General features: G+C 65.8%; 14 protein-coding genes and 1 tRNA gene. 9 read left to right on the plus strand and 6 right to left on the minus strand.

Going from position 1 to position 18,686, the window contains the following annotated elements; genetic code table 11:
- Positions 1 to 269: 269 nt before the first annotated feature.
- Positions 270 to 2,111, plus strand: a complete 1,842-nt coding sequence (locus PVZ77_RS06360) for a potassium transporter Kup (RefSeq protein WP_183630178.1) — start codon at positions 270 to 272, stop codon at positions 2,109 to 2,111.
- A gap of 44 nt (positions 2,112 to 2,155) precedes the next feature.
- Here the strand turns inward: PVZ77_RS06360 and PVZ77_RS06365 are convergent, their stop codons facing one another.
- The 5 genes from PVZ77_RS06365 to PVZ77_RS06385 form a co-directional block, all read right to left on the minus strand.
- Entirely contained in the window at positions 2,156 to 2,461 is a 306-nt protein-coding gene (locus PVZ77_RS06365) for a hypothetical protein (protein ID WP_273805965.1), read from the minus strand.
- A 268-nt stretch (positions 2,462 to 2,729) separates the two neighbouring features.
- Positions 2,730 to 4,004 carry a virulence factor family protein gene (locus PVZ77_RS06370; RefSeq protein ID WP_273805966.1) on the minus strand — a complete coding sequence of 425 codons (1,275 nt, stop codon included), beginning with the start codon at positions 4,002 to 4,004 and terminating at the stop codon, positions 2,730 to 2,732.
- A 7-nt stretch (positions 4,005 to 4,011) separates the two neighbouring features.
- Positions 4,012 to 6,669 carry a bifunctional lysylphosphatidylglycerol flippase/synthetase MprF gene (gene mprF / locus PVZ77_RS06375; protein ID WP_273805967.1) on the minus strand — a complete coding sequence of 886 codons (2,658 nt, stop codon included), beginning with the start codon at positions 6,667 to 6,669 and terminating at the stop codon, positions 4,012 to 4,014.
- A 191-nt stretch (positions 6,670 to 6,860) separates the two neighbouring features.
- Positions 6,861 to 6,937 (minus strand) — tRNA-Met (locus tag PVZ77_RS06380).
- A 90-nt stretch (positions 6,938 to 7,027) separates the two neighbouring features.
- Positions 7,028 to 7,174: a hypothetical protein gene (locus PVZ77_RS06385; RefSeq protein ID WP_273805968.1), complete on the minus strand. Its 147-nt coding sequence runs from the start codon at positions 7,172 to 7,174 to the stop codon at positions 7,028 to 7,030.
- Between the two features lie 172 nt (positions 7,175 to 7,346).
- Between PVZ77_RS06385 and PVZ77_RS06390 the strand changes: the two genes are divergently transcribed.
- The 3 genes from PVZ77_RS06390 (at position 7,347) to dinB (ending at position 9,121) form a co-directional block, all read left to right on the plus strand.
- Positions 7,347 to 7,673 (plus strand): hypothetical protein, encoded by a 327-nt coding sequence (locus PVZ77_RS06390; protein WP_273805969.1) that lies wholly within the window; start codon positions 7,347 to 7,349, stop codon positions 7,671 to 7,673.
- Positions 7,674 to 7,696: 23 nt separating this feature from the next.
- Positions 7,697 to 7,930, plus strand: a complete 234-nt coding sequence (locus PVZ77_RS06395; RefSeq protein WP_208691707.1) for a hypothetical protein — start codon at positions 7,697 to 7,699, stop codon at positions 7,928 to 7,930.
- 93 nt (positions 7,931 to 8,023) lie between these two features.
- The gene (gene dinB / locus PVZ77_RS06400) at positions 8,024 to 9,121 is read left to right on the plus strand and encodes a DNA polymerase IV (RefSeq protein WP_273805970.1); all 1,098 of its coding nucleotides are present in this window, start codon (positions 8,024 to 8,026) and stop codon (positions 9,119 to 9,121) included.
- Between the two features lie 4 nt (positions 9,122 to 9,125).
- Here dinB and PVZ77_RS06405 read toward each other — a convergent pair whose 3' ends face one another.
- The gene (locus PVZ77_RS06405) at positions 9,126 to 11,894 is read right to left on the minus strand and encodes a response regulator (RefSeq protein WP_273805971.1); all 2,769 of its coding nucleotides are present in this window, start codon (positions 11,892 to 11,894) and stop codon (positions 9,126 to 9,128) included.
- A gap of 211 nt (positions 11,895 to 12,105) precedes the next feature.
- Here PVZ77_RS06405 and PVZ77_RS06410 point away from each other — a divergent pair, with 211 nt between their 5' ends.
- The 5 genes from PVZ77_RS06410 (at position 12,106) to mazG (ending at position 18,546) form a co-directional block, all read left to right on the plus strand.
- Positions 12,106 to 12,996 carry an alpha/beta hydrolase gene (locus tag PVZ77_RS06410; RefSeq protein ID WP_273805972.1) on the plus strand — a complete coding sequence of 297 codons (891 nt, stop codon included), beginning with the start codon at positions 12,106 to 12,108 and terminating at the stop codon, positions 12,994 to 12,996.
- Between the two features lie 80 nt (positions 12,997 to 13,076).
- Entirely contained in the window at positions 13,077 to 13,976 is a 900-nt protein-coding gene (gene cysM, locus PVZ77_RS06415) for a cysteine synthase CysM (protein WP_273805973.1), read from the plus strand.
- Complete coding sequence (rlmD, locus tag PVZ77_RS06420; protein ID WP_273805974.1) at positions 13,963 to 15,327, plus strand: 23S rRNA (uracil(1939)-C(5))-methyltransferase RlmD; 1,365 nt, start codon at positions 13,963 to 13,965, stop codon at positions 15,325 to 15,327. The genes cysM and rlmD overlap by 14 nt, the downstream gene beginning before the upstream one ends.
- A gap of 63 nt (positions 15,328 to 15,390) precedes the next feature.
- Positions 15,391 to 17,631 carry a GTP diphosphokinase gene (relA, locus tag PVZ77_RS06425; RefSeq protein ID WP_208691702.1) on the plus strand — a complete coding sequence of 747 codons (2,241 nt, stop codon included), beginning with the start codon at positions 15,391 to 15,393 and terminating at the stop codon, positions 17,629 to 17,631.
- Positions 17,632 to 17,700: 69 nt separating this feature from the next.
- The gene (gene mazG, locus PVZ77_RS06430) at positions 17,701 to 18,546 is read left to right on the plus strand and encodes a nucleoside triphosphate pyrophosphohydrolase (RefSeq protein WP_273805975.1); all 846 of its coding nucleotides are present in this window, start codon (positions 17,701 to 17,703) and stop codon (positions 18,544 to 18,546) included.
- Positions 18,547 to 18,686: the final 140 nt, after the last annotated feature.

Here is an 18,686-nt window from a genome sequence, read left to right on the forward strand (position 1 = left end):
CTTGATCAAAAAACGCGCGATTCTAGCCATCTCTGCCGCTGCTTGGAAGGGGCAGGCGGGTCCTGGCGACCGCGCAGAGCTTTTTGCCGACCAAGGAGTCTATGGTGCTGGAAGCGCTGCGCCGAGAGGTTGCGCGCGCCACGCTACCGGCCTTTTCAACTTGATCCTGACGCCGCTTCGGCGCAGGATGCGCCGATTTTAGACTCTAGGAGCCCTGCATGAGCCGTCCGGAACACGAGCACGGTGGTAAAGCCCCTTCGGCCTTGGGAATGATCGTGCTCGCCACCGGCGTGGTATACGGCGACATCGGCACCAGTCCTCTCTATACCCTCAAGGAAGTCTTTTCGCCGCACTACGGCCTGCCGCTGAATCACGACAGCGTGCTCGGCATCCTGTCGCTGATCTTCTGGTCGCTCATCTGGGTCGTCACCCTCAAGTACATCACCTTCGTCATGCGCGCCGACAACCAGGGCGAGGGCGGCATCATGGCCCTCACGGCCCTCGCTCGCCGCGCTGCCCAGGGCTCGCCACGCCTGGCCACCACCCTGGTCCTGCTGGGGCTGTTCGGCGCCGCGCTCTTCTACGGCGACAGCATGATCACCCCGGCGGTCTCGGTGCTGTCGGCGGTGGAGGGCCTGGAGCTGGCCTTCGATGGCCTGGACGCCTGGGTCGTACCCATCTCCCTGGTGATCCTGGTCGGCATCTTCGCCATCCAGAAGCGCGGCACCGCCACCATCGGCAAGTTCTTCGGACCGGTGATGGTGCTCTGGTTCACCACCCTGGGCGCCCTGGGCGTCTATGGCATCGTCCAGCAACCCGAGGTGCTCAAGGCCTTCAATCCCTACTGGGCGGTGCAATTCTTCGTCGACAACCCGGTGAAGGGCTTCATCGTGCTGGGTGCGGCGGTGCTGGCGCTGACCGGCGCCGAGGCGCTCTATGCCGACATGGGCCACTTCGGGCGCAAGCCCATCGCCCGGGCCTGGCTGCTGCTGGTACTGCCAGGCTTGGTGCTGAACTACTTCGGCCAGGGCGCGCTGCTGCTCGCCGATCCCGCGGCGGTGCGCAATCCCTTCTATCTGCTGGCGCCTGAATGGCTGCTGCTGCCGATGATCGGCCTGGCGACCCTGGCTACCGTCATCGCCTCCCAGGCGGTGATCACCGGTGCCTTCTCCATGACCCGCCAGGCCATCCAGCTGGGCTATATCCCGCGCATGCAGGTCCAGCACACCTCCAGCCAGGAGCAGGGGCAGATCTACATCCCGCTCATGAACTGGGCGCTGATGCTGGGTGTGATCTTCCTGATCCTGACCTTCCAGTCCTCGGCCAACCTGGCCGAAGCCTACGGCGTGGCGGTGACGGGGACCATGCTGATCACTAGCTGCCTGGTGTCGGCGGTGATCCTGCTGCTGTGGAAATGGCCGCGCTGGATCATGGTGCCGCTGCTGATCGGCTTCCTGCTGGTCGACGTGCTGTACTTCTCCGCCAATGCGCCGAAGATCCTCTCCGGCGGGTCCTTCCCGGTGATCGCCGGTGTCATCATCTTCATCCTGCTGACCACCTGGAAGCGGGGGCGGCAACTGGTGGTGGAACGCCTGGACGACGGTGCCCTGCCGCTGCCGATCTTTATCAGCAGCATTCGCGCCCAGCCGCCGTTCCGCGCCAAGGGCACCGCGGTGTTCCTCACCGCCCGTACCGACGTGGTCCCCCACGCCATGCTGCACAACCTGCTGCACAACCAGGTGCTGCACGAGCAGGTGGTGCTGCTCACGGTGCGCTACGAGGACCGTCCGCGGGTATCGCGTGGTGAGCGCATCGAGGTCGAGGACTTCGGTGACGGCTTCTATCGGGTGGTGTTGCACTATGGCTTCATGGACGAACCGGACATCCCCCTGGCGCTCAGCCACTGCCCCTATCCAGGGCTGGATTTCACCCCGATGCGTACCACCTACTTCCTCAGCCGGGAGACGGTGATCGCTTCCAAGCGGCTGGGCATGGCGCCCTGGCGGGAGAATCTCTTCGTCTTCCTGATGAAGAACGCCAACGGCAACCTGAGATTCTTCAAGCTGCCGGTGAACCGGGTGATCGAACTGGGTACCCAGGTCGAGATCTAGTCCGGCGCAAGAAGAAAAGGCCCCAGCTGGGGCCTTTTCTTTGCCTAGTTGAACACTGGCGGCGGCAGGGCGTCGGGATCGGTGATGAAGGGCATCTGCCAGCTGTCGAGGGCCTGGCCGCGGCCTTCCAGCTCGCTGCGTACCGTGCCTATGTAGCCGGCCAGGCGCAGGGGATCACTGTAGTCGCTCTCGCTGAGCTGTTCTTCGGCATAGAGCGTCTTGCCCTGGGCATCGACCACGCCCAGGGCCAGGTCGTGGCCATCCGTACCGGACGACACCACGCAGCCAAGGGGTTGGAAGGCATCCACCAGGATCTTGCTGGCGGCATCGGCGGAAAGCGGTGTGCTCATGTCGGGGGTCTCCGTGGCTGTTGCAGCCATAGACCGCGGGAGACCGGTCCCTTGTTCCAGCCGTTCGTCCGGGCCCCGAGCCAGTCCAACGTCTACTGCGCGTCGGCCAGGCGGCGTTGAAGATGGCCTGGAGGGCCAGCCCCGTCGGGATGCTCATTTACCCATCGTAAACTCCGCTTCCTCAGGCCATCTTCGCGGGGCCACCCAGGCCTTGCTTGCCTCTGGCTCGCTAGCTTTTGGACAGGCTCAGGCCCGGTCTGTCTGGCGGCTACTGCGGCGTACGGGCCTCGATGGCCTTGACCATGAAGTCGGCCAGCTTGTCGTAGTTCTCGTCGAAATGGTGACCGCCCGGACGACCCAGCTTCTCACCCGGCTGACCCGCTTGGGTACAGCCACTGTCGTCCTTCTCTTCCTCGCCATAGACGCAAAACAGCTTGGCGGCGGGAATCTTGCTGGTTTCCGGCAGGGTATCGGCTTCGTCACCCGGCTTGCCCAGCCAGCCTTCCACGGCGATCTCGAAGTTGCTCTTGCGGCTGAAGGCCAGCAGCAGCAGGGAGCTCACCTGGTCCTGATCCGTCTTGGGCAGGCGGTTGTAGACCGCTGGCAGGATGTCGGCACCGAAGGAGTAGCCAGCCAGCACGAAGTGCTTGGCGTTCCACTTCTCGCGGTATTCTTGCATCAGGTTGGCAAGGTCGGCGGCGACCTGCTCGGGACTCTTGTGCTGCCAGAAGTAGCGCAGGGAGTCCACGCCAACGACCGGATAACCGGCCTCGTTCATGGCCTGGGCCGAGAGCCGGTCGATGTCACGCCAGCCGCCGTCACCGGAGTAGAAGATGGTCACGACGTCGGAATGGCCGGGCTTGACGTCCGGATCGGCCGGCATCTCGATGGTTGGGATGTCGTTGTGCTGGCCCAGCAGGCGATTCTTCAGCTGGGTGCGCAGGACCACCGGCAGGGCAGTGCCATAGTCGGCGATGGTCAGGTCGGCATTGCTCTGCTGACGCACGAAGATGGCCGAATCGTCGGTCGGATGATCGTTCCAGGCGATGTGCCATTGGCCAGCGGCCGCCTTGGCCGGCAGGGCGTCCGGGCAATCCAGGGTCTCCAGATTGAAGCCCACGCTCAGGGCCGCCGCCTTCGGGTTGTCCTGGGTCGTCAACCAGCGCCAGGCACGGGCGGCGCCTGGGCCAATACCGCCGACGAAGGTCGGCGCCCCACTCAGCTGCTTGGCCGCCTGGGTGAAGTCGTCGTTCTGCGCCTGGCAGCTGTTGGCGACCTTGACTTCGTACTGGACGATCTCGGCGCCGGTGTTGGTCGCCAAGCCCAGCAGGTCGGCATCCGCCAGTTGCAGGTCCGACGGCGTGGCCAGGACCACGCGGGCATGCGGCTCGCCCTTGGGCGCGGCCATGGTCAGCAGACGGCCATCCGGCTGTTCCAGGACCTTGACCTGGGGCGCCGACGGCCAGCGATGGAGCCACCACCAGCCCAGACCTCCCGCGATCAGCAGGATGACGAGCAGTACTGCGAGTGCACGTTTCAGCATAGGAGTCTCAACGTTTGACCAGGCCGGTATAACCCCCGGCGATTAGGGCGGCGGTATCGGCGAAGGCGACCAGGGGATCCAGGCCGGCGGGCACCGCCATGTAGCGCGGTTCCCATTCCGGATCGAACTTGTCCTTGAAGCGACGCAGCCCTTGGAAGTTATAGAACTGTTCGCCACGTCTGAACACCATGGCGCCCAGGCGCTGGGTGATGGGGGCGCCACGGCGGGGGTGCAAACCGGCCAGCGGGACCATGCCCAAGGAGAAGCGGGCGAAGCCGGCAGCCTTGAAGTGCAGGATCAGCCCCAGCATGAGGAATTCCATGGTCTGCTTGGGCGCATCCGCGGTGACCCGCATCAGGTCGATGCTGGCCAGGTCGGGGCGTTCGGTTTCCAGCAGGTTGGCGAAGGCCACCGCCTTGTCCTGGAAACGCACCACGGCGATGCGAAAGTGCTTGAGATAGGTCGGATCGAAACGACCCAGGGAAAAACCCTTCTCGCGCACCTGCTTGCTCTCCAGCCAGACGTCGGAGATGGCCTTTAGCTCGTCCAGCGGCGCTTCGCCCGGGGCGTGGAATTCGATCGCCAGGCCGTCGCGCTGGCCGCGATTCCAGGTGTATCTCAGGTCCTTCTTGCCCTTGCTGTCGAGATCGAAGGCATGCAGGTCCACCCGGGCCTCTTCGCCGAGCTTGAGCGCCGTCAGGCCGATGTCCATGTAGAAGGGCAGGTTCTCGGCCCGCACCTGATAGAACACCGGCCGGGCGTGGTGCAGGTCGCAGAGGTCGCGGAATTTCCAGATCAGCTCGGCACGGGGCTGGGAGCGGCCGATGGGGTCGAAGAGGGCGATCAGACTGCGGCCCCGTCGTCCGTACATCAGGAAGGCATCGTCGCTGTCGTGGAAGAGCAGGGCCTTGTCACCGGTCATCACCAGGCCGCCATCCGGCTGACTGGATTTGCGCACGATGGCGAAGGCCCGCTCGAGCTCGGCGCTGGTGGGGGCTTCGATCGGCGGCGGCGCGGCGCGCAGCAGCCAGCCCAGGGCGATGATCAGCAGCAGGACCGAACTGCCCAGGGCGGCACGCAGGCCGCGTGGGGCATCGGCATCCAGCGCGAATTGCCACCAGAGGCGGGTGTCGTAGGGCACGTCCTGATAGGCGAACAGCAGCAGCCACACCGAGGCGGCGACCACGCAGATGCTGGCGGTCACGTACAGCGGCGAGAAGGGCTGTTCCATCAGCCGGCTGCGGCGATAGAAGGATTTGCGGAAGATGGCGAGCAGCGCGGCCGTGATCGCCAGAATGGAGGCTTCCTCCCAGTCGAAACCTTTCAACAGGGACAGCAGGCAGCCCAGCAACAGCAAGACCAAGGTCACCGCCCAAGCCGCGGAGAGGCGCCGGCGCAGTCCCTGCGCCAGCAATAGACAGACGACGCCGATCAGGCTCGCGCCCAGATGGGAGGCATCGATCAACCGCTGGGGCAGCAGAAAATCCATGCCCTCCAGGCGGGTGTCTATTTCAGGGGTGACCCCAGAAAAAAGCAGTACCACCCCAGAAAAAAAAACCAGGATGGCGAGGATGGGTGCCGCCAGGCCTGAGGCGACCCGTACGGCCGGACTGTTCGACAGCAGGCGGCGGCCCTCGCTGAACAGCAGCACCAGGCAGGCGATCACGAAGGGCAGCAGCACATAGAACAGGCGGTAGACCACCAGCGCCGCGGCCAACTGGGCGGCGCCCAGCTCGTTGGCGAAGGCTGCCAGCAGGACCGCCTCGAACACGCCGACACCGCCCGGGACGTGACTGAGCACCCCGGCGGCCAGCGCCAGCAGGTAGACCAGCAGGAAGGCACCGAAGGGCGGCGCTGTGGGCAGCAGCAGATAGAGCACCATCGAGGCGGCGGTCACGTCGAGGATGGTGATCACCAGCTGCAGCACGGACAGCCGCAGGGTCGGCAGGCGCAGGGCGCGCTTGCCGATGCGGAAGTGCAGCGCGTGGGCGCAGGGCTGCTCGGGCACCCGCCAGCGGCGCAGGGCCAGAATGCCGACGGCATAGCCGATCAGGATCAGGGCGGACACGGTGATGATCACCGCTTCCGGAACGCGCAGGGCCTGGGTGGACGCTGGCAGGTTGGTCAGGGCGGCGATGGCGGCCAGGGGCGGCAGCGCGGTGCCCAGCGCCAGGCTGGAAAACACCGTCATCTGCGCCACTTCCAGGGCGCTGAGGCCCTGGCGGGCATAGAGGCGATAGCGCACCGACCCACCGGACAGCATGGACAGGCCAACCGCATTGCCGATGGCGAAGGCGGTGAGGCCGCCCATGGTCCAGGCGCGTGCCGGCAGCTTGACGTCGGCGAAGCGCATGGCCGACCACTCGTAGCCGAGCAGGATGGTGAAGCCGGCGGCTGCGGCGATCAGCGCGCCGATCAGGGAGGAGTGTGGAATATCGTGAAGGGCATCATGGAGAGCTTCGCCATCGATGCTGCTCAGCAGATGCCAGCAGACCACCAGGGCGGCGGCGAACAACACCAGCGTCAGACCCAGTTCGATGGGTTGTCGGTAGGCCGTCAGGCGCTCCAGGAGGCGCCAGGGCAGCGCCTGAGGGGGCGAAACAGGGTGGTCCGCAGGGGATGCCGGCTTCGAGGAGACCTCTTTGGCTGGATCAGGTGCAGTCATGCAAACTCCTCTAGACAGGAACGCGCGTCAGATTACTGGTCGCGCGCGGTTTGCCAAGCCTTGTACAGATAAAAAAAGCTCTATACCAACCTTTGTAGCTCTTGTAGCTACAGAGTTCGCACCGCCTGGATCTGAACCGGGTCAAATTCAGGGCAAAAAAAAACCACTCAAGAGAGTGGTTTTTTCGAATTTGGTTGCGGGAGCTGGATTTGAACCAACGACCTTCGGGTTATGAGCCCGACGAGCTACCAGACTGCTCCATCCCGCGTCCGATGTGGCTCAGTATAGGGCCAAGAAAAAATTCGTCAAGAAAAAATTTAATATTCTTCAAAGGCTTATTTGCCAGGCAGGGACAGGCCTATTTGTCGCCGTCGCTTTTCTGCATCTGCACCGACGCCTTTTCGCCGCTGGAGCGATTCTGCTGATCCGATTGGTCGCGATCGAAGCAGCCACCGAGCATGAGGCCGAGGAGTAGGGCAGAGGACACGAGTAGAGGACGTTTCATGGGGGTTCTCCTAGAGGTACGTCCTCAGTCGACCTATCTAGCTGGCAAAGGGTCCGGAAACCCGATGAGGGCCCCTGTGCGATCAAGTGAGAAGGTGATAGCAAAACGCCGCTAAGCGGCCGAGGCGGGTGGTGGCCATGTGCTATCCTGACTGAGTGTTATGGAGAACCTCATGCACCCTACCCAGGATTCGAGTCGTCTGGATCAGCGCATCATGCGCGTGATGGATCACGATATAGCGACACTGGTCGCCCAGTTGTGCAATCTTTCCCTGGCGCTTACCGGCAGCAGTGCCAAAGGTGCGTCGGAGATGGCACTTCAGGTCGTGGAGAAAGTCGAATTGCTCGTCGACGACATGCAGACACTCCGCGCCGCCGTGCAGGAGTTGCTGGACACCACGTCCCGCCATGTTCGCTCCGGCCATATAGAAGATCGGACCGTCATCGCCGGCGACGAGGGTGCACCTTTCGACGATGGGCAGCGCGACCGAACCGTTTGACCAGGAAAGTCCAAGGGGCCGCCATGAATCTGCTGCTGGAAACCTTGCTCCAACATCTCCAGGGCCTGGGTCGCATCGAGTTCTTCGAGCGCAGCGAGCATTTCGCACGGTTGATGGTTACCACGCCCGACGGCGTGATCGCCGAGCGCCACCTCTATTACGATCAGCTGCACCATGCCCATGACCTCAAGGCGGTGGTCGATGAGTTGCGCGAAGAGGTCGTCCATCGGCAACGCCTGCTGCAAGACGTCGGTTGACGGGCGATTCGTCGTCCGCCATGGACAAATCCAGGCGGTCTTGGCTTACTGTACGGATAATCAGCCGCCAAGCCCGGCCCGGCATCTCCTTTCATGGCTCCGGACAGTTCTCCCGCTCAGCTCCCAACCAAGCGCCAGCGCAAGATCATCCATGTCGACTGTGACTGCTTCTATGCGTCCATCGAGATGCGCGACGATCCGCGCCTGGGCGGCAAGCCGCTGGCGGTAGGCGGGACCCCTGATCGTCGTGGGGTCGTCGCCACCTGCAACTACGAGGCCCGGGCTTTCGGCGTGCGCTCCGCCATGTCGTCCCATCAGGCGCAGAAGCTCTGTCCCGACCTGGTCTTCGTCAAGCCGCGCTTCGAGGTCTACAAGGAGGTATCACGGCAGATCCACGGCATCTTCCAGGACTACACCGAGCTGATCGAGCCGCTGTCCCTCGACGAAGCCTATCTGGATGTCACCCAGTGCGAGCTGTTCAACGGCAGCGCGACCCTGATCGCCCGCGATATCCGCAGGCGGGTGTGGCAGGAGCTGAACATCACGGTGTCCGCCGGGGTGGCGCCCAACAAGTTTCTCGCCAAGATCGCCAGCGACTGGAAGAAGCCCAACGGGTTGTTCGTCATCGCCCCGCACGAGGTGGACGACTTTGTCGCCGCCTTGCCGGTGGCCAAGCTGCATGGCGTGGGCAAGGTCACCGCCGACAAGCTCAAGCGCCGCGGCATCGTCCTCTGCAGCGACCTGCAGACCTGGTCGCGCTTCGATCTGCTGCGCGAATTCGGCAGCTTCGGCGAGCGCCTCTGGTCGCTGGCCCATGGCATCGACGAGCGTCAGGTCAAGGTGGACAGCCAGCGGCAATCGGCCAGCGTGGAGCGCACCTATGACCGCGATCTGCCCGATGCCGCCGCCTGTGTTCAGGAATTGCCCGAGTTGCTGGCCAAGCTCGAAGAGCGGCTGACGCGCCTGGCCGATCGTTATCGCCCGGAGCGACCCTTCATCAAGGTCAAGTTCCACGACTTCACCCAGACCACCCTGGAGCAACAGGGCGCCGGGCGTGATCTCGACAGCTATCGTCGCCTGCTGGAGCAGGCCTACCGACGGGGCAATCGGCCGGTACGGCTGCTCGGGGTGGGCGTGCGCCTGACCGATCTGCGCGAGGCGGCACTGCAGCTCAGGCTGTTCGAGGACTAGCCCGCTAGAGCGGGCTCTTGGCCTGGGTGGACAGATTGACGATGGCTGCGTCCAGTTCTTCCAGCGCCGGGCTGGAGGTCGGCGCGCCCTGCTTGAGCAGGGTTTCGCTGTGCTGGCAGGCGGCGCGCAGCTGGGGAACGCCGCAATAGCGGGTGGCGCCATGCAGGCGGTGGACGCGCTCGATGAGGGCGATGCGGTCGCCGTCTTCGCGGGCCTGGCGAATGGCCTGACGGTCCGCCGCCAGGGAGGCGAGCAGCATGCTCAGCAAATCCTTGGCCAGGTCCGGCTTGTTGGCGGCCAGGCGCAGGCCTTCGTCCGCATCCATCACCGCCAGCGTGGAAATGTCCTGGCCGCCGCTGTTGAGGCTGGTGACCTCGGGCGCCGAGCTGTGCAGCAGGCGCAGGCCGGTCCACTTGAGGATGACCTGGGCCAGTTGCCGATCGCTGATGGGCTTGGTGAGGTAGTCGTCCATGCCGCTCTGCAGCAGGGCACGCTTCTCGTTGGCCATGGCGTGGGCGGTAAGGGCGACGATGGGCACCGGGGTGCCACCTTCGCTGGCTTCCCAGTCGCGGATCGCCTCGGTGGCCTGGCGGCCGTCCATGCCGGGCATCTGCACGTCCATGAACACCAGATCGAAGCGCTCCTGCTGGACGGCTTCCACCGCCGCGTAGCCGCTCTCCACCGCGGTGACCTGGGCGCCGAGATCGGTCAGCAGGGTTTCCACCAGCAGCAGGTTGGCCGGGTTGTCGTCCACGCAGAGCAGCCGCGGCGGCCGGTCGGTGATGCCCAGGCCACCGCTCTCGTTGCGTTGCGGGCGCTGGTTGAGCAGCTCGGCCACCGCCTGCTCGAGTTTGCGGCTGCAGGCCGGCTTGGAGTGCAGCTGGCAATGGACATCGGGCAGGGAGGCGTGGAACACCGCCTGGTCGGTGGTGGGGCAATAGACCAGGGTATTGCAGTCCTGGCGACCCAGCTCCCAGATGCGCTCGGTGAGCAGGTCCGGCGGGATGCTGCGGGCACTGACGCCGAGCACCGCCAGGCTGACCGGCAGCTTGCCGGAGGCCGGGTGGGCGACCGCTTCGCTGAGCTGCTCCAGGGTCTCGAACGGCTCCACGCTCAGGCCGCATTCTTCCAGCTGGTGCTGCAGTGCCTGGCGGGTGAGGGGGTGGGGCTCCACCAGGCCGACGCGACGACCGGCCAGGGCGATGCGCTTGTGGCTCTCGACGCTGCCATGGGCCTTGGGCAGGTTTAAGGTGATCCAGAATTCCGAGCCCTCGCCGGGAATGCTCTCCAGGCCGATCTCGCCCCCCATCTGCTCGATCAGGCGCTTGGAGATGACCAGGCCGAGCCCGGTGCCGCCGGCCTGGCGGGTCAGGGAGTTGTCGGCCTGGGAGAAGGCCTGGAACAGCATCTGCCGGTCTTCGTCGGTGAGGCCGACCCCGGTGTCCTGGACGCTGATGCGCAGCTGGGCGTGGTCGTCGGTCTCTTCCTCGACCATGGCGCGCACGGCGATGGTGCCGGAATGGGTGAACTTGATGGCATTGCTCACCAGGTTGGTGAGCACCTGGCGCAGGCGCTGCGGATCGCCGACCAGATGGGTCGGGGTGTCGCGGTAGACCAGGCAGACCAGCTCCAGGTGCTTTTCATGGGCCGAGGGCGCCAGGATGGTCAGGGTGTCCTGGATCATGTCACGCAGGTTGAACGGCAGATTCTCCAGCACCAGCTTGCCGGCCTCGATCTTCGAGAAGTCGAGGATCTCGTTGATGATGCCCAGCAGGCTCTCGGCGGAATTCTGGATGGTGCTCAGGTAATCCTGCTGGCGCGGGGTCAGCTCGCTCTTCTGCATCAGATTGGTGAAGCCGATGATGCCGTTGAGCGGGGTGCGGATCTCGTGGCTCATGTTGGCCAGGAATTCCGACTTGATGCGGCTGGCTTCCAGCGCGGCCTTGCGCGCCAGGTCCAGCTCGATGTTCTGGATCTCGATGGTCTCCAGATTCTGGCGGACGTCCTCGGTGGCCTGGTCGATGTTGTTCTGCATCTCGAACTGGGCGTTTTCCATGGCTTCGGCCATGCGGTTGATACCGGTCGCCAGTTCGTCGAATTCGGGGCTGCCGAGCTGGGTCGGCAGGCGCGTCTCCAGGCGACCCTCCTGCAACTGGCTGACGCCATGGGCGATCACCTGCAGGGGCCGGTTGATGCGGCGGCCCATGCGCACCGCGATGAAGGCGGTGAAGGCCAGGCCGAGCAGGATCAGCAGGAGGCCGGCCACCAGGTTGCGATAGCCGCGCAGCAGGGTGGCGTGATGGGAGAGTTCGAGCTGGATCCAGCCCAGGGTCTGGGGCGTGGCCGGACTGCCGTCGCTGCGGGTCAGGCGCAGGTCGTGGGTCTGCACCGGCAGGTTGAAGTGGGTGATGTCCAGCCCGGATCTCATGCTGATGGTCTGGTAGTCGCGCCCGGTGAGCTCCACGGTCATCGAGGGACCGGCGTGGGCGAGCAGGTTGCCGTCGGCATCCAGAAAGCTGATGGCCCGGACATCGGCCTGGTCGAGGGCGCGCTGGGCGATACGGTTGAGCTGGTCGTTGTCGCCGGTGCGCATGGCCGGGGCGATGAGCGGGGCCATCTGCTGGGCTACGAGCTGGCCGTGCTCGATGAGCTGGCTGCGCATGTCGGACAGCTGCACCCAGCTGAAGTAGACCCCCAGCAGGGCCGCCATGCAGCAGGTCGGGAGGACGCTCAACAGCAGGATGCGTCCCTTAAGTCCCAATTCGTCCAGCACTGCGCGTCCCCCGAGGAAATTGGCGAGTCTAACCCCTTTACCAAATGTAAAGAGAGTCTTTGCGAAAGGGGTCGCACCCCCTGGCGCGCCGATTCGCGAAAATCCGCGAAGGCTGCCACGGTCCCTGGCCGGGGTGCACAACCATTGACCCCATCGGCGGTCTGGTAGGGACTGCCGGTCGTTCCGGTGCGGTTGCGTTCGAGGAGATCCTTTGAAGAAGAGTTGCAGTCTGATGCTGGCGGGCGCCCTGTTGCTGGGGACCGGCTGGATGGCGTCGAGCCAGGCCCAGGAGCCGAAGAAGACCACCCTGGTGGAGCGGGGGTCGATGTACTACAGCTTCGAGACGCACCTGCTCGACTCGGCGGACGGCAAGCGCCGCTATCGCGTCTATATCGGCATTCCCAAGCAGCCGGCGCCGATGATGGGGTATCCCGCGCTGTTCCTGCTCGACGGCGACGCCGCCCTGGCGCAACTCCAGGATGTCTGGCTGTCCCCCCATAAACTGAAGAGTGCGCCGGTGCTGGTGGCCATCGGTTACGCCGATGCCGCGGACGCCATGCAGGAGCGCACCTATGACTATACCCCGGCGGTGGGCACTGGCCGCACGCGCGACGACGTGCGCAAGGACTGGCCGGCGGGAGGGTCGCGGGCCTTTCTCGACCTGATCGAGCAGCGCATCAAGCCGCTGCTGACCCAGAGCGTGCCGGTGGACCCCAATCGCCAGACCCTCTGGGGTCATGGCTACGGCGGGCTGTTCGTGCTCGACACCCTCTATCGGCAGCCGCAGGCCTTCCAGCGCTACGTGGCGAGCGATGTCGCCTATGGCTGGCAGCAGGGCTTCATCCTCAAGCGGGCCGAGGAATTCCAGGGCGTGGGTGGCGCCCGGCCGGTGCAGCTCTGGCTGTATTCCGGTACCGAGGACCTGACCCGCAAGGTCGCGCCCGACGCCGCCAGGCGCCTGGCCGAACGCCTGGGCGGGCTGCCGGGGATGCAGGTGACCCCCCAGGTGCAGCCCAACCTGGGGCCGGAGGGCATTCTGTCGCTGAGCCTGCCCGCCGCCCTGGAGGTGGCCAGCGACGGCGCCGCCACGCGCCGGCCCTAGCCAGGCGCCGGACGGGTAGGGTCGGCGAGGCTTTGGGAGTATCATGGAAGGCTTTCACCCCTGGCGGAACGAGCTGATTCATGAGTCTGCACTATCCCACCATCGCCGATTGCATCGGTAACACGCCGCTGGTGCGCCTGCAGCGCCTGGCCGGCGACACCCGCAGTACCGTGCTGCTCAAGCTGGAAGGCAACAACCCGGCGGGCTCGGTCAAGGACCGCCCGGCGCTGTCGATGATCCGCCAGGCCGAGGCCCGTGGCGACATCCAGCCCGGCGATACCCTCATTGAGGCCACCTCCGGCAATACCGGGATCGCCCTGGCCATGGCCGCCGCCATCATGGGCTACCGCATGATCCTGATCATGCCCGACAACTCCAGCGCCGAGCGCAAGGCGGCCATGACCGCCTATGGCGCCGAGCTGATCCTGGTCAGCCGGGAAGACGGCATGGAAGGCGCGCGGGATCTGGCCACGCGCATGCAGGCCGAAGGCCGCGGCAAGGTGCTCGACCAGTTCGGCAATGGCGACAATCCGGTGGCCCACTACCTGGGGACCGGGCCGGAAATCTGGCGCCAGACCCACGGCAGCATCACCCACTTCGTCAGCTCCATGGGCACCACCGGGACCATCATGGGCACCTCGCGCTACCTCAAGGAGCAGAATCCCCGGGTGCAGATCGTCGGTTTGCAGCCGGAGGAGGGGGCGGCCATCCCCGGCATCCGCCGCTGGCCGGAGGCCTATCTGCCCAAGATCTACGAGGCCAGCCGCGTGGATCGCATCATCGACATGGGTCAGCAGGAAGCCGAGGACACCATGCGCCGCCTGGCGCGGGAAGAAGGCATCTTCTGCGGCGTGTCGTCCGGCGGGTCGGTGGCGGGCGCCCTGCGCATCGCCCGGGAAGTGGACAATGCGGTGATCGTCGCGATCATCTGTGACCGAGGCGATCGCTACCTGTCGACCGGCGTCTATGACGCGCGCTAAGCGGGGCGGCGGCGGACTGCGCTTCCAACCGGCCGGTGGCGCCCGGGCGACCGGGGTACCGACCGGCAAGCGGCAGCTGCTGGGCATCGAGCGGCTGTCCCATGACGGACGCGGCATCGCGCGCGAAGGCGGGCGGACCTGGTTCGTCGCCGGCGCCCTGCCGGGCGAGCAGGTCGAGGCGCGGGTGCTCGGCGCCCGCAGCCAGGTGGTCGAGGCCCGTACCCTCAGGGTGCTGGAGGCCAGTCCGTTGCGGCGCACGCCGCCCTGCAGCGTGGCCGACCGCTGCGGCGGTTGCACCCTGCAGCACCTGCCCCATGCCGATCAGCTGACCCTCAAGCAGGAAGCCCTGGCCGAGCAATTCCGCCGTCTGGCCGGGGTGCAGCCGCTGGCCTGGGCCGCGCCCATGGTCGGTCCCGAGTTCGGCTATCGCCGCCGCGCCCGCATCGCGGTGCGCTGGGACGAACGCCAGGGGCGCCTGGAAGTGGGCTTTCGCGCCGAGGCCAGCCAGGACATCGTCACCCCCGACGACTGCCTGGTGCTGGTGCCGGAGCTGCAGCCGCTGCTGCGCGCGCTGCCCGACCTGCTGAGCGGGCTGGAACGGCCCCAGGCGATCGGTCATGTGGAACTCTTCCAGGGGACGGCCACGGCCTTGCTGGTGCGTCATACCCAGGCGCTGCTGCCCGGCGACCAGGCGCGCCTGCGCGACTTCTGCGCGGCGGCGGGCGTCCAGCTCTGGTGGCAGGGCAAGGGTGAGCCGCAGCCGGATCAGGCCGACGCCAGGCTGGGCTTCCGGCTGGCGCCCTGGGACCTGACGCTGGCCTATCAGCCGGGCGACTTCGTCCAGGTCAATGCCGCCATCAACGAGGCCATGGTCGCCCAGGCGCTGGACTGGCTGACGCCAACGGCGGATGACCGGGTGCTCGATCTGTTCTCCGGGCTGGGCAACTTCGCCCTGCCGCTGGCGCGGCAGGCAGCGGCCGTCACCGGCATCGAAGGGGTCGCGGCGATGACATGCCGGGCAATACAAAATGCACGTGACAATGGCATCGGCAACGCGCACTTTCTACAGGTGGATCTGTCGAACCCGCTACCCGCCGATCTGGGCAGCCATTCGCTGGCCCTGCTGGATCCGCCGCGCGACGGTGCGCTGGAAGTGGTCCGGCAGCTCAGGGGCCTGGGTATCGGGCGGCTAGTCTATGTCTCCTGCAATCCGGCCACCCTGGCACGGGATGCCGGGGAGCTGGTCCGACAGGGCTATCGCATGACACGAGCGGGCATTCTCGACATGTTCCCGCAGACCGCCCATGTGGAAGCCATGGTGCTGTTCGAAGCGGGCAGGATGCCCGGGTAACGACGGCTCGCCAACCGATGCGAGCCAATCCGGCGAGAAGGCTACGCCGTGAGGAAGGGGTAGATGGTACAGGTCAGAGCGCATCAGCCAGTCAACGTCGATGGCAGCATCAACCTCCACGCCTGGCTGGATCATATCCAGAGCGTGGATCCGAATCTCGATCGCGAGGCCTTGCTGGACGCCTGCGGCTTCGCCCGCACGGCGGAAGAGAATTCCGGCCAGGTCGAGCACACCTGGGCGGAGGGGACCTCCAGTTTCCATACCGGCCTGCAGATGGCGGAGATCCTGGCCGACCTCAAGCTGGATCAGGACAGCCTGATCGCCGCCATCGTCTACCGGGCGGTGCGCGAGGGCAAGGCGACCCTGGAGTCGGCGGCCGAGCATTTCGGGCCGGTGGTGGCCAAGCTGATCGAAGGCGTGCTGCGCATGGCGGCGATCAGCGAGAGTCTCAATCCGCGCAAGTCCATGGTGCTGGGCAGCCAGACCCAGGTCGACAACCTGCGCCGCATGCTGGTGGCCATGGTCGACGACGTGCGCGTGGCCCTGATCAAGCTGGCCGAGCGAACCTGCGCCATCCGCGCGGTCAAGAACGCCACTGAAGAGCGCCGCAACCGGGTGGCCCGCGAGGTCGCCGACATCTACGCGCCCCTGGCCCACCGCCTGGGCATCGGCCATATCAAGTGGGAGCTGGAAGACCTGTCCTTCCGCTACCTGGAGCCCCAGCAGTACAAGCAGATCGCGACCCTGCTGCATGAACGGCGGCTGGATCGCGAGCAGTACATCGCCGACGTCATGCAGCAGCTGCGTGACGAGCTCACCGCCACCGGCATCAAGTCCGACCTCAGCGGGCGAGCCAAGCACATCTATTCCATCTGGCGGAAGATGCAGCGCAAGGGCCTGGAATTCAGCCAGATCTACGACGTGCGCGCGGTGCGGGTGCTGGTGCCCGAGGTGCGTGACTGCTATACCGCGCTGGGCATCGTGCATACCCTGTGGCGGCATATTGCCCGCGAGTTCGACGACTATATCGCCAATCCCAAGGAGAACGGCTACCGTTCCCTGCATACGGCGGTGATCGGTCCGGAGGGCAAGGTGCTGGAGGTGCAGATCCGCACCCACGCCATGCACGAAGAGGCCGAACTGGGAGTCTGCGCCCACTGGCGCTACAAGGGGACCGACGTCAAGTCGGCCTCCAATCACTACGAAGAAAAGATTTCCTGGCTGCGCCAGGTGCTGGAATGGCACGAGGAGCTGGGCGACATCGGCGGCCTGGCCGATCAGCTGCGGGTCGACATCGAGCCGGACCGGGTCTACGTCTTCACCCCTGACGGCCACGCCATCGACCTGCCCAAGGGCGCGACGCCGCTGGACTTCGCCTATCGGGTGCACACCGAGATCGGCCACAACTGCCGCGGGGCCAAGATCAACGGCCGCATCGTGCCGCTGAACTACCAGCTGCAGACCGGCGAGCAGGTGGAGATCATCACCGGCAAGCAGGGATCGCCCAGCCGCGACTGGCTCAACCCCAACCTCGGCTACGTCAACACCTCGCGGGCCCGGGCCAAGATCGTCCACTGGTTCAAGTTCCAGGCGCGCGACCAGAACGTCGCCGCCGGCAAGGCCATGGTCGAGCGCGAGCTGTCGCGCCTGGCGCTGCCCCCGGTGGACTTCAACACCCTGGCCGAAAAGGTCAACTACAAGGGTGCCGAGGACATGCTCGCGGCCCTGGGCGCCGGCGATCTGCGCCTGGCCCAGGTGATGCACGCCGCCCAGCAGCTGGTGGAGCCGGACAAGGGCCTCGATACCCTCGATCACCTGCCGCGCAAGCCCACCAACAAGCCGGGCAAGCGTGGCGATGTGCAGATCCAGGGCGTGGGCAACCTGCTCACCCAGATCGCCGGCTGCTGCCAGCCGGTGCCGGGCGATGCCATCGTCGGCTACATCACCCTCGGCCGTGGCGTGACCATCCACCGGCAGGACTGCGCCAATGCCCTGCAGCTGGCCAGTCGCGAGCCGGAACGGACCATCCAGGTGAGCTGGGGCCCGGTGCCGGTGCAGACCTATCCGGTGGACATCGTGATCAAGGCCTTCGACCGTTCCGGTCTGCTGCGCGATGTCTCGCAGATCCTGCTCAACGAGCGGATAAACGTGCTGGCGGTGAATACGCGCTCCAATCGCGAGGAAAACACCGCCAACATGCTGCTGACCATCGAGATCCCCGGTCTCGACGCCCTCGGCCGCCTGCTCGGACGCATCTCCCAGCTGCCCAACATCATCGAAGCCCGGCGCAATCGCGCTGCCTGAGTGGTGTGACGCTGCCCTCACGAGGCGCCTCCTGGCGCCTCGTTCTTTTTCCAGTGACAGGATTCATCCATGTACCAGCTCGACGACCTGCTGCACCTCATGGCCCGGTTGCGCGATCCCCGGCACGGCTGCCCCTGGGACCTGCGCCAGGACTACGCCAGCATCGTGCCCCACACCCTGGAAGAGGCCTACGAGGTCGCCGACGCCATCGCCCGGCGGGATTTCCCCCAGTTGCGTGACGAGCTGGGCGACCTGCTGTTCCAGGTCGTCTACTACAGCCAGCTGGGTCGCGAGGATGGCCATTTCGACTTCGCCCAGGTAGTGGATGGCATCACCCGCAAGCTGGTGCGCCGCCATCCTCATGTCTTTCCCGACGGCGACCTGCATGGCCCGCTCGACCTGCCGCGACTGGACGAGGCGACCATCAAGCGCCGCTGGGAAGAGATCAAGGCCGAGGAGCGCGCGGAAAAGGCCGCGGCGCCGGAGCAGCTGTCGCTGCTGGATGACGTGCCGGCCGCGCTGCCGGCCCTGAGTCGTGCGGCCAAGCTGCAGAAGCGTGCGGCCAATGTGGGCTTCGACTGGGCCGATGCCACGCCGGTGGTGGCCAAGATCCAGGAGGAACTGGACGAGGTGCGCGAGGCCATGGCCAGCGGCCAGGCTGCCCAGGTGGCGGAAGAGGTCGGGGACCTGCTGTTCGTGATGGTCAACCTGGCGAGGCACCTGCAGGTCGACGCCGAGGACGCCCTGCGCCAGGCCAACGCCAAGTTCGAGCGGCGCTTCCGGTTCATAGAAGAGGCGCTTAAAGCCCAGGACCGCACGCCCCAGGAGGCCAGTCTGGAGGAGATGGATGCCCTGTGGGACGCCGCCAAGGTGGAAGAGAAGGGCGCCGTCGGGCATTCGTTGCGGCGGGGGTAGGGCAGGTTTTTGCGGGTTTTATCGCGGCCATGCCGGTGCGCCGTAGCGACCGCTCTGACTTGGACTATCGCGGCCATGGGCCGCTCCTACAAAAGCATCACTCCCTGTAGGAGCGGCCCATGGCCGCGATAAGAGAATTG

Source organism: Pseudomonas sp. SHLD1 (assembly GCF_028640935.1).
Classification (GTDB): domain Bacteria; phylum Pseudomonadota; class Gammaproteobacteria; order Pseudomonadales; family Pseudomonadaceae; genus Chryseomonas; species Chryseomonas aestiva.

Excerpts from the sequence above, each read along its gene's own strand:
- relA (WP_208691702.1), top strand. The coding sequence starts at position 15,391 with ATGGTACAGGTCAGAGCGCATCAGCCAGTCAACGTCGATGGCAGCATC.
- PVZ77_RS06365 (WP_273805965.1), bottom strand. The coding sequence starts at position 2,461 with ATGAGCACACCGCTTTCCGCCGATGCCGCCAGCAAGATCCTGGTGGAT.
- PVZ77_RS06390 (WP_273805969.1), top strand. The coding sequence starts at position 7,347 with ATGCACCCTACCCAGGATTCGAGTCGTCTGGATCAGCGCATCATGCGC.
- mazG (WP_273805975.1), top strand. The coding sequence starts at position 17,701 with ATGTACCAGCTCGACGACCTGCTGCACCTCATGGCCCGGTTGCGCGAT.
- PVZ77_RS06395 (WP_208691707.1), top strand. The coding sequence starts at position 7,697 with ATGAATCTGCTGCTGGAAACCTTGCTCCAACATCTCCAGGGCCTGGGT.
- mprF (WP_273805967.1), bottom strand. The coding sequence starts at position 6,669 with ATGACTGCACCTGATCCAGCCAAAGAGGTCTCCTCGAAGCCGGCATCC.
- PVZ77_RS06370 (WP_273805966.1), bottom strand. The coding sequence starts at position 4,004 with ATGCTGAAACGTGCACTCGCAGTACTGCTCGTCATCCTGCTGATCGCG.
- PVZ77_RS06385 (WP_273805968.1), bottom strand. The coding sequence starts at position 7,174 with ATGAAACGTCCTCTACTCGTGTCCTCTGCCCTACTCCTCGGCCTCATG.
- rlmD (WP_273805974.1), top strand. The coding sequence starts at position 13,963 with ATGACGCGCGCTAAGCGGGGCGGCGGCGGACTGCGCTTCCAACCGGCC.
- cysM (WP_273805973.1), top strand. The coding sequence starts at position 13,077 with ATGAGTCTGCACTATCCCACCATCGCCGATTGCATCGGTAACACGCCG.
- PVZ77_RS06360 (WP_183630178.1), top strand. The coding sequence starts at position 270 with ATGATCGTGCTCGCCACCGGCGTGGTATACGGCGACATCGGCACCAGT.
- dinB (WP_273805970.1), top strand. The coding sequence starts at position 8,024 with ATGGCTCCGGACAGTTCTCCCGCTCAGCTCCCAACCAAGCGCCAGCGC.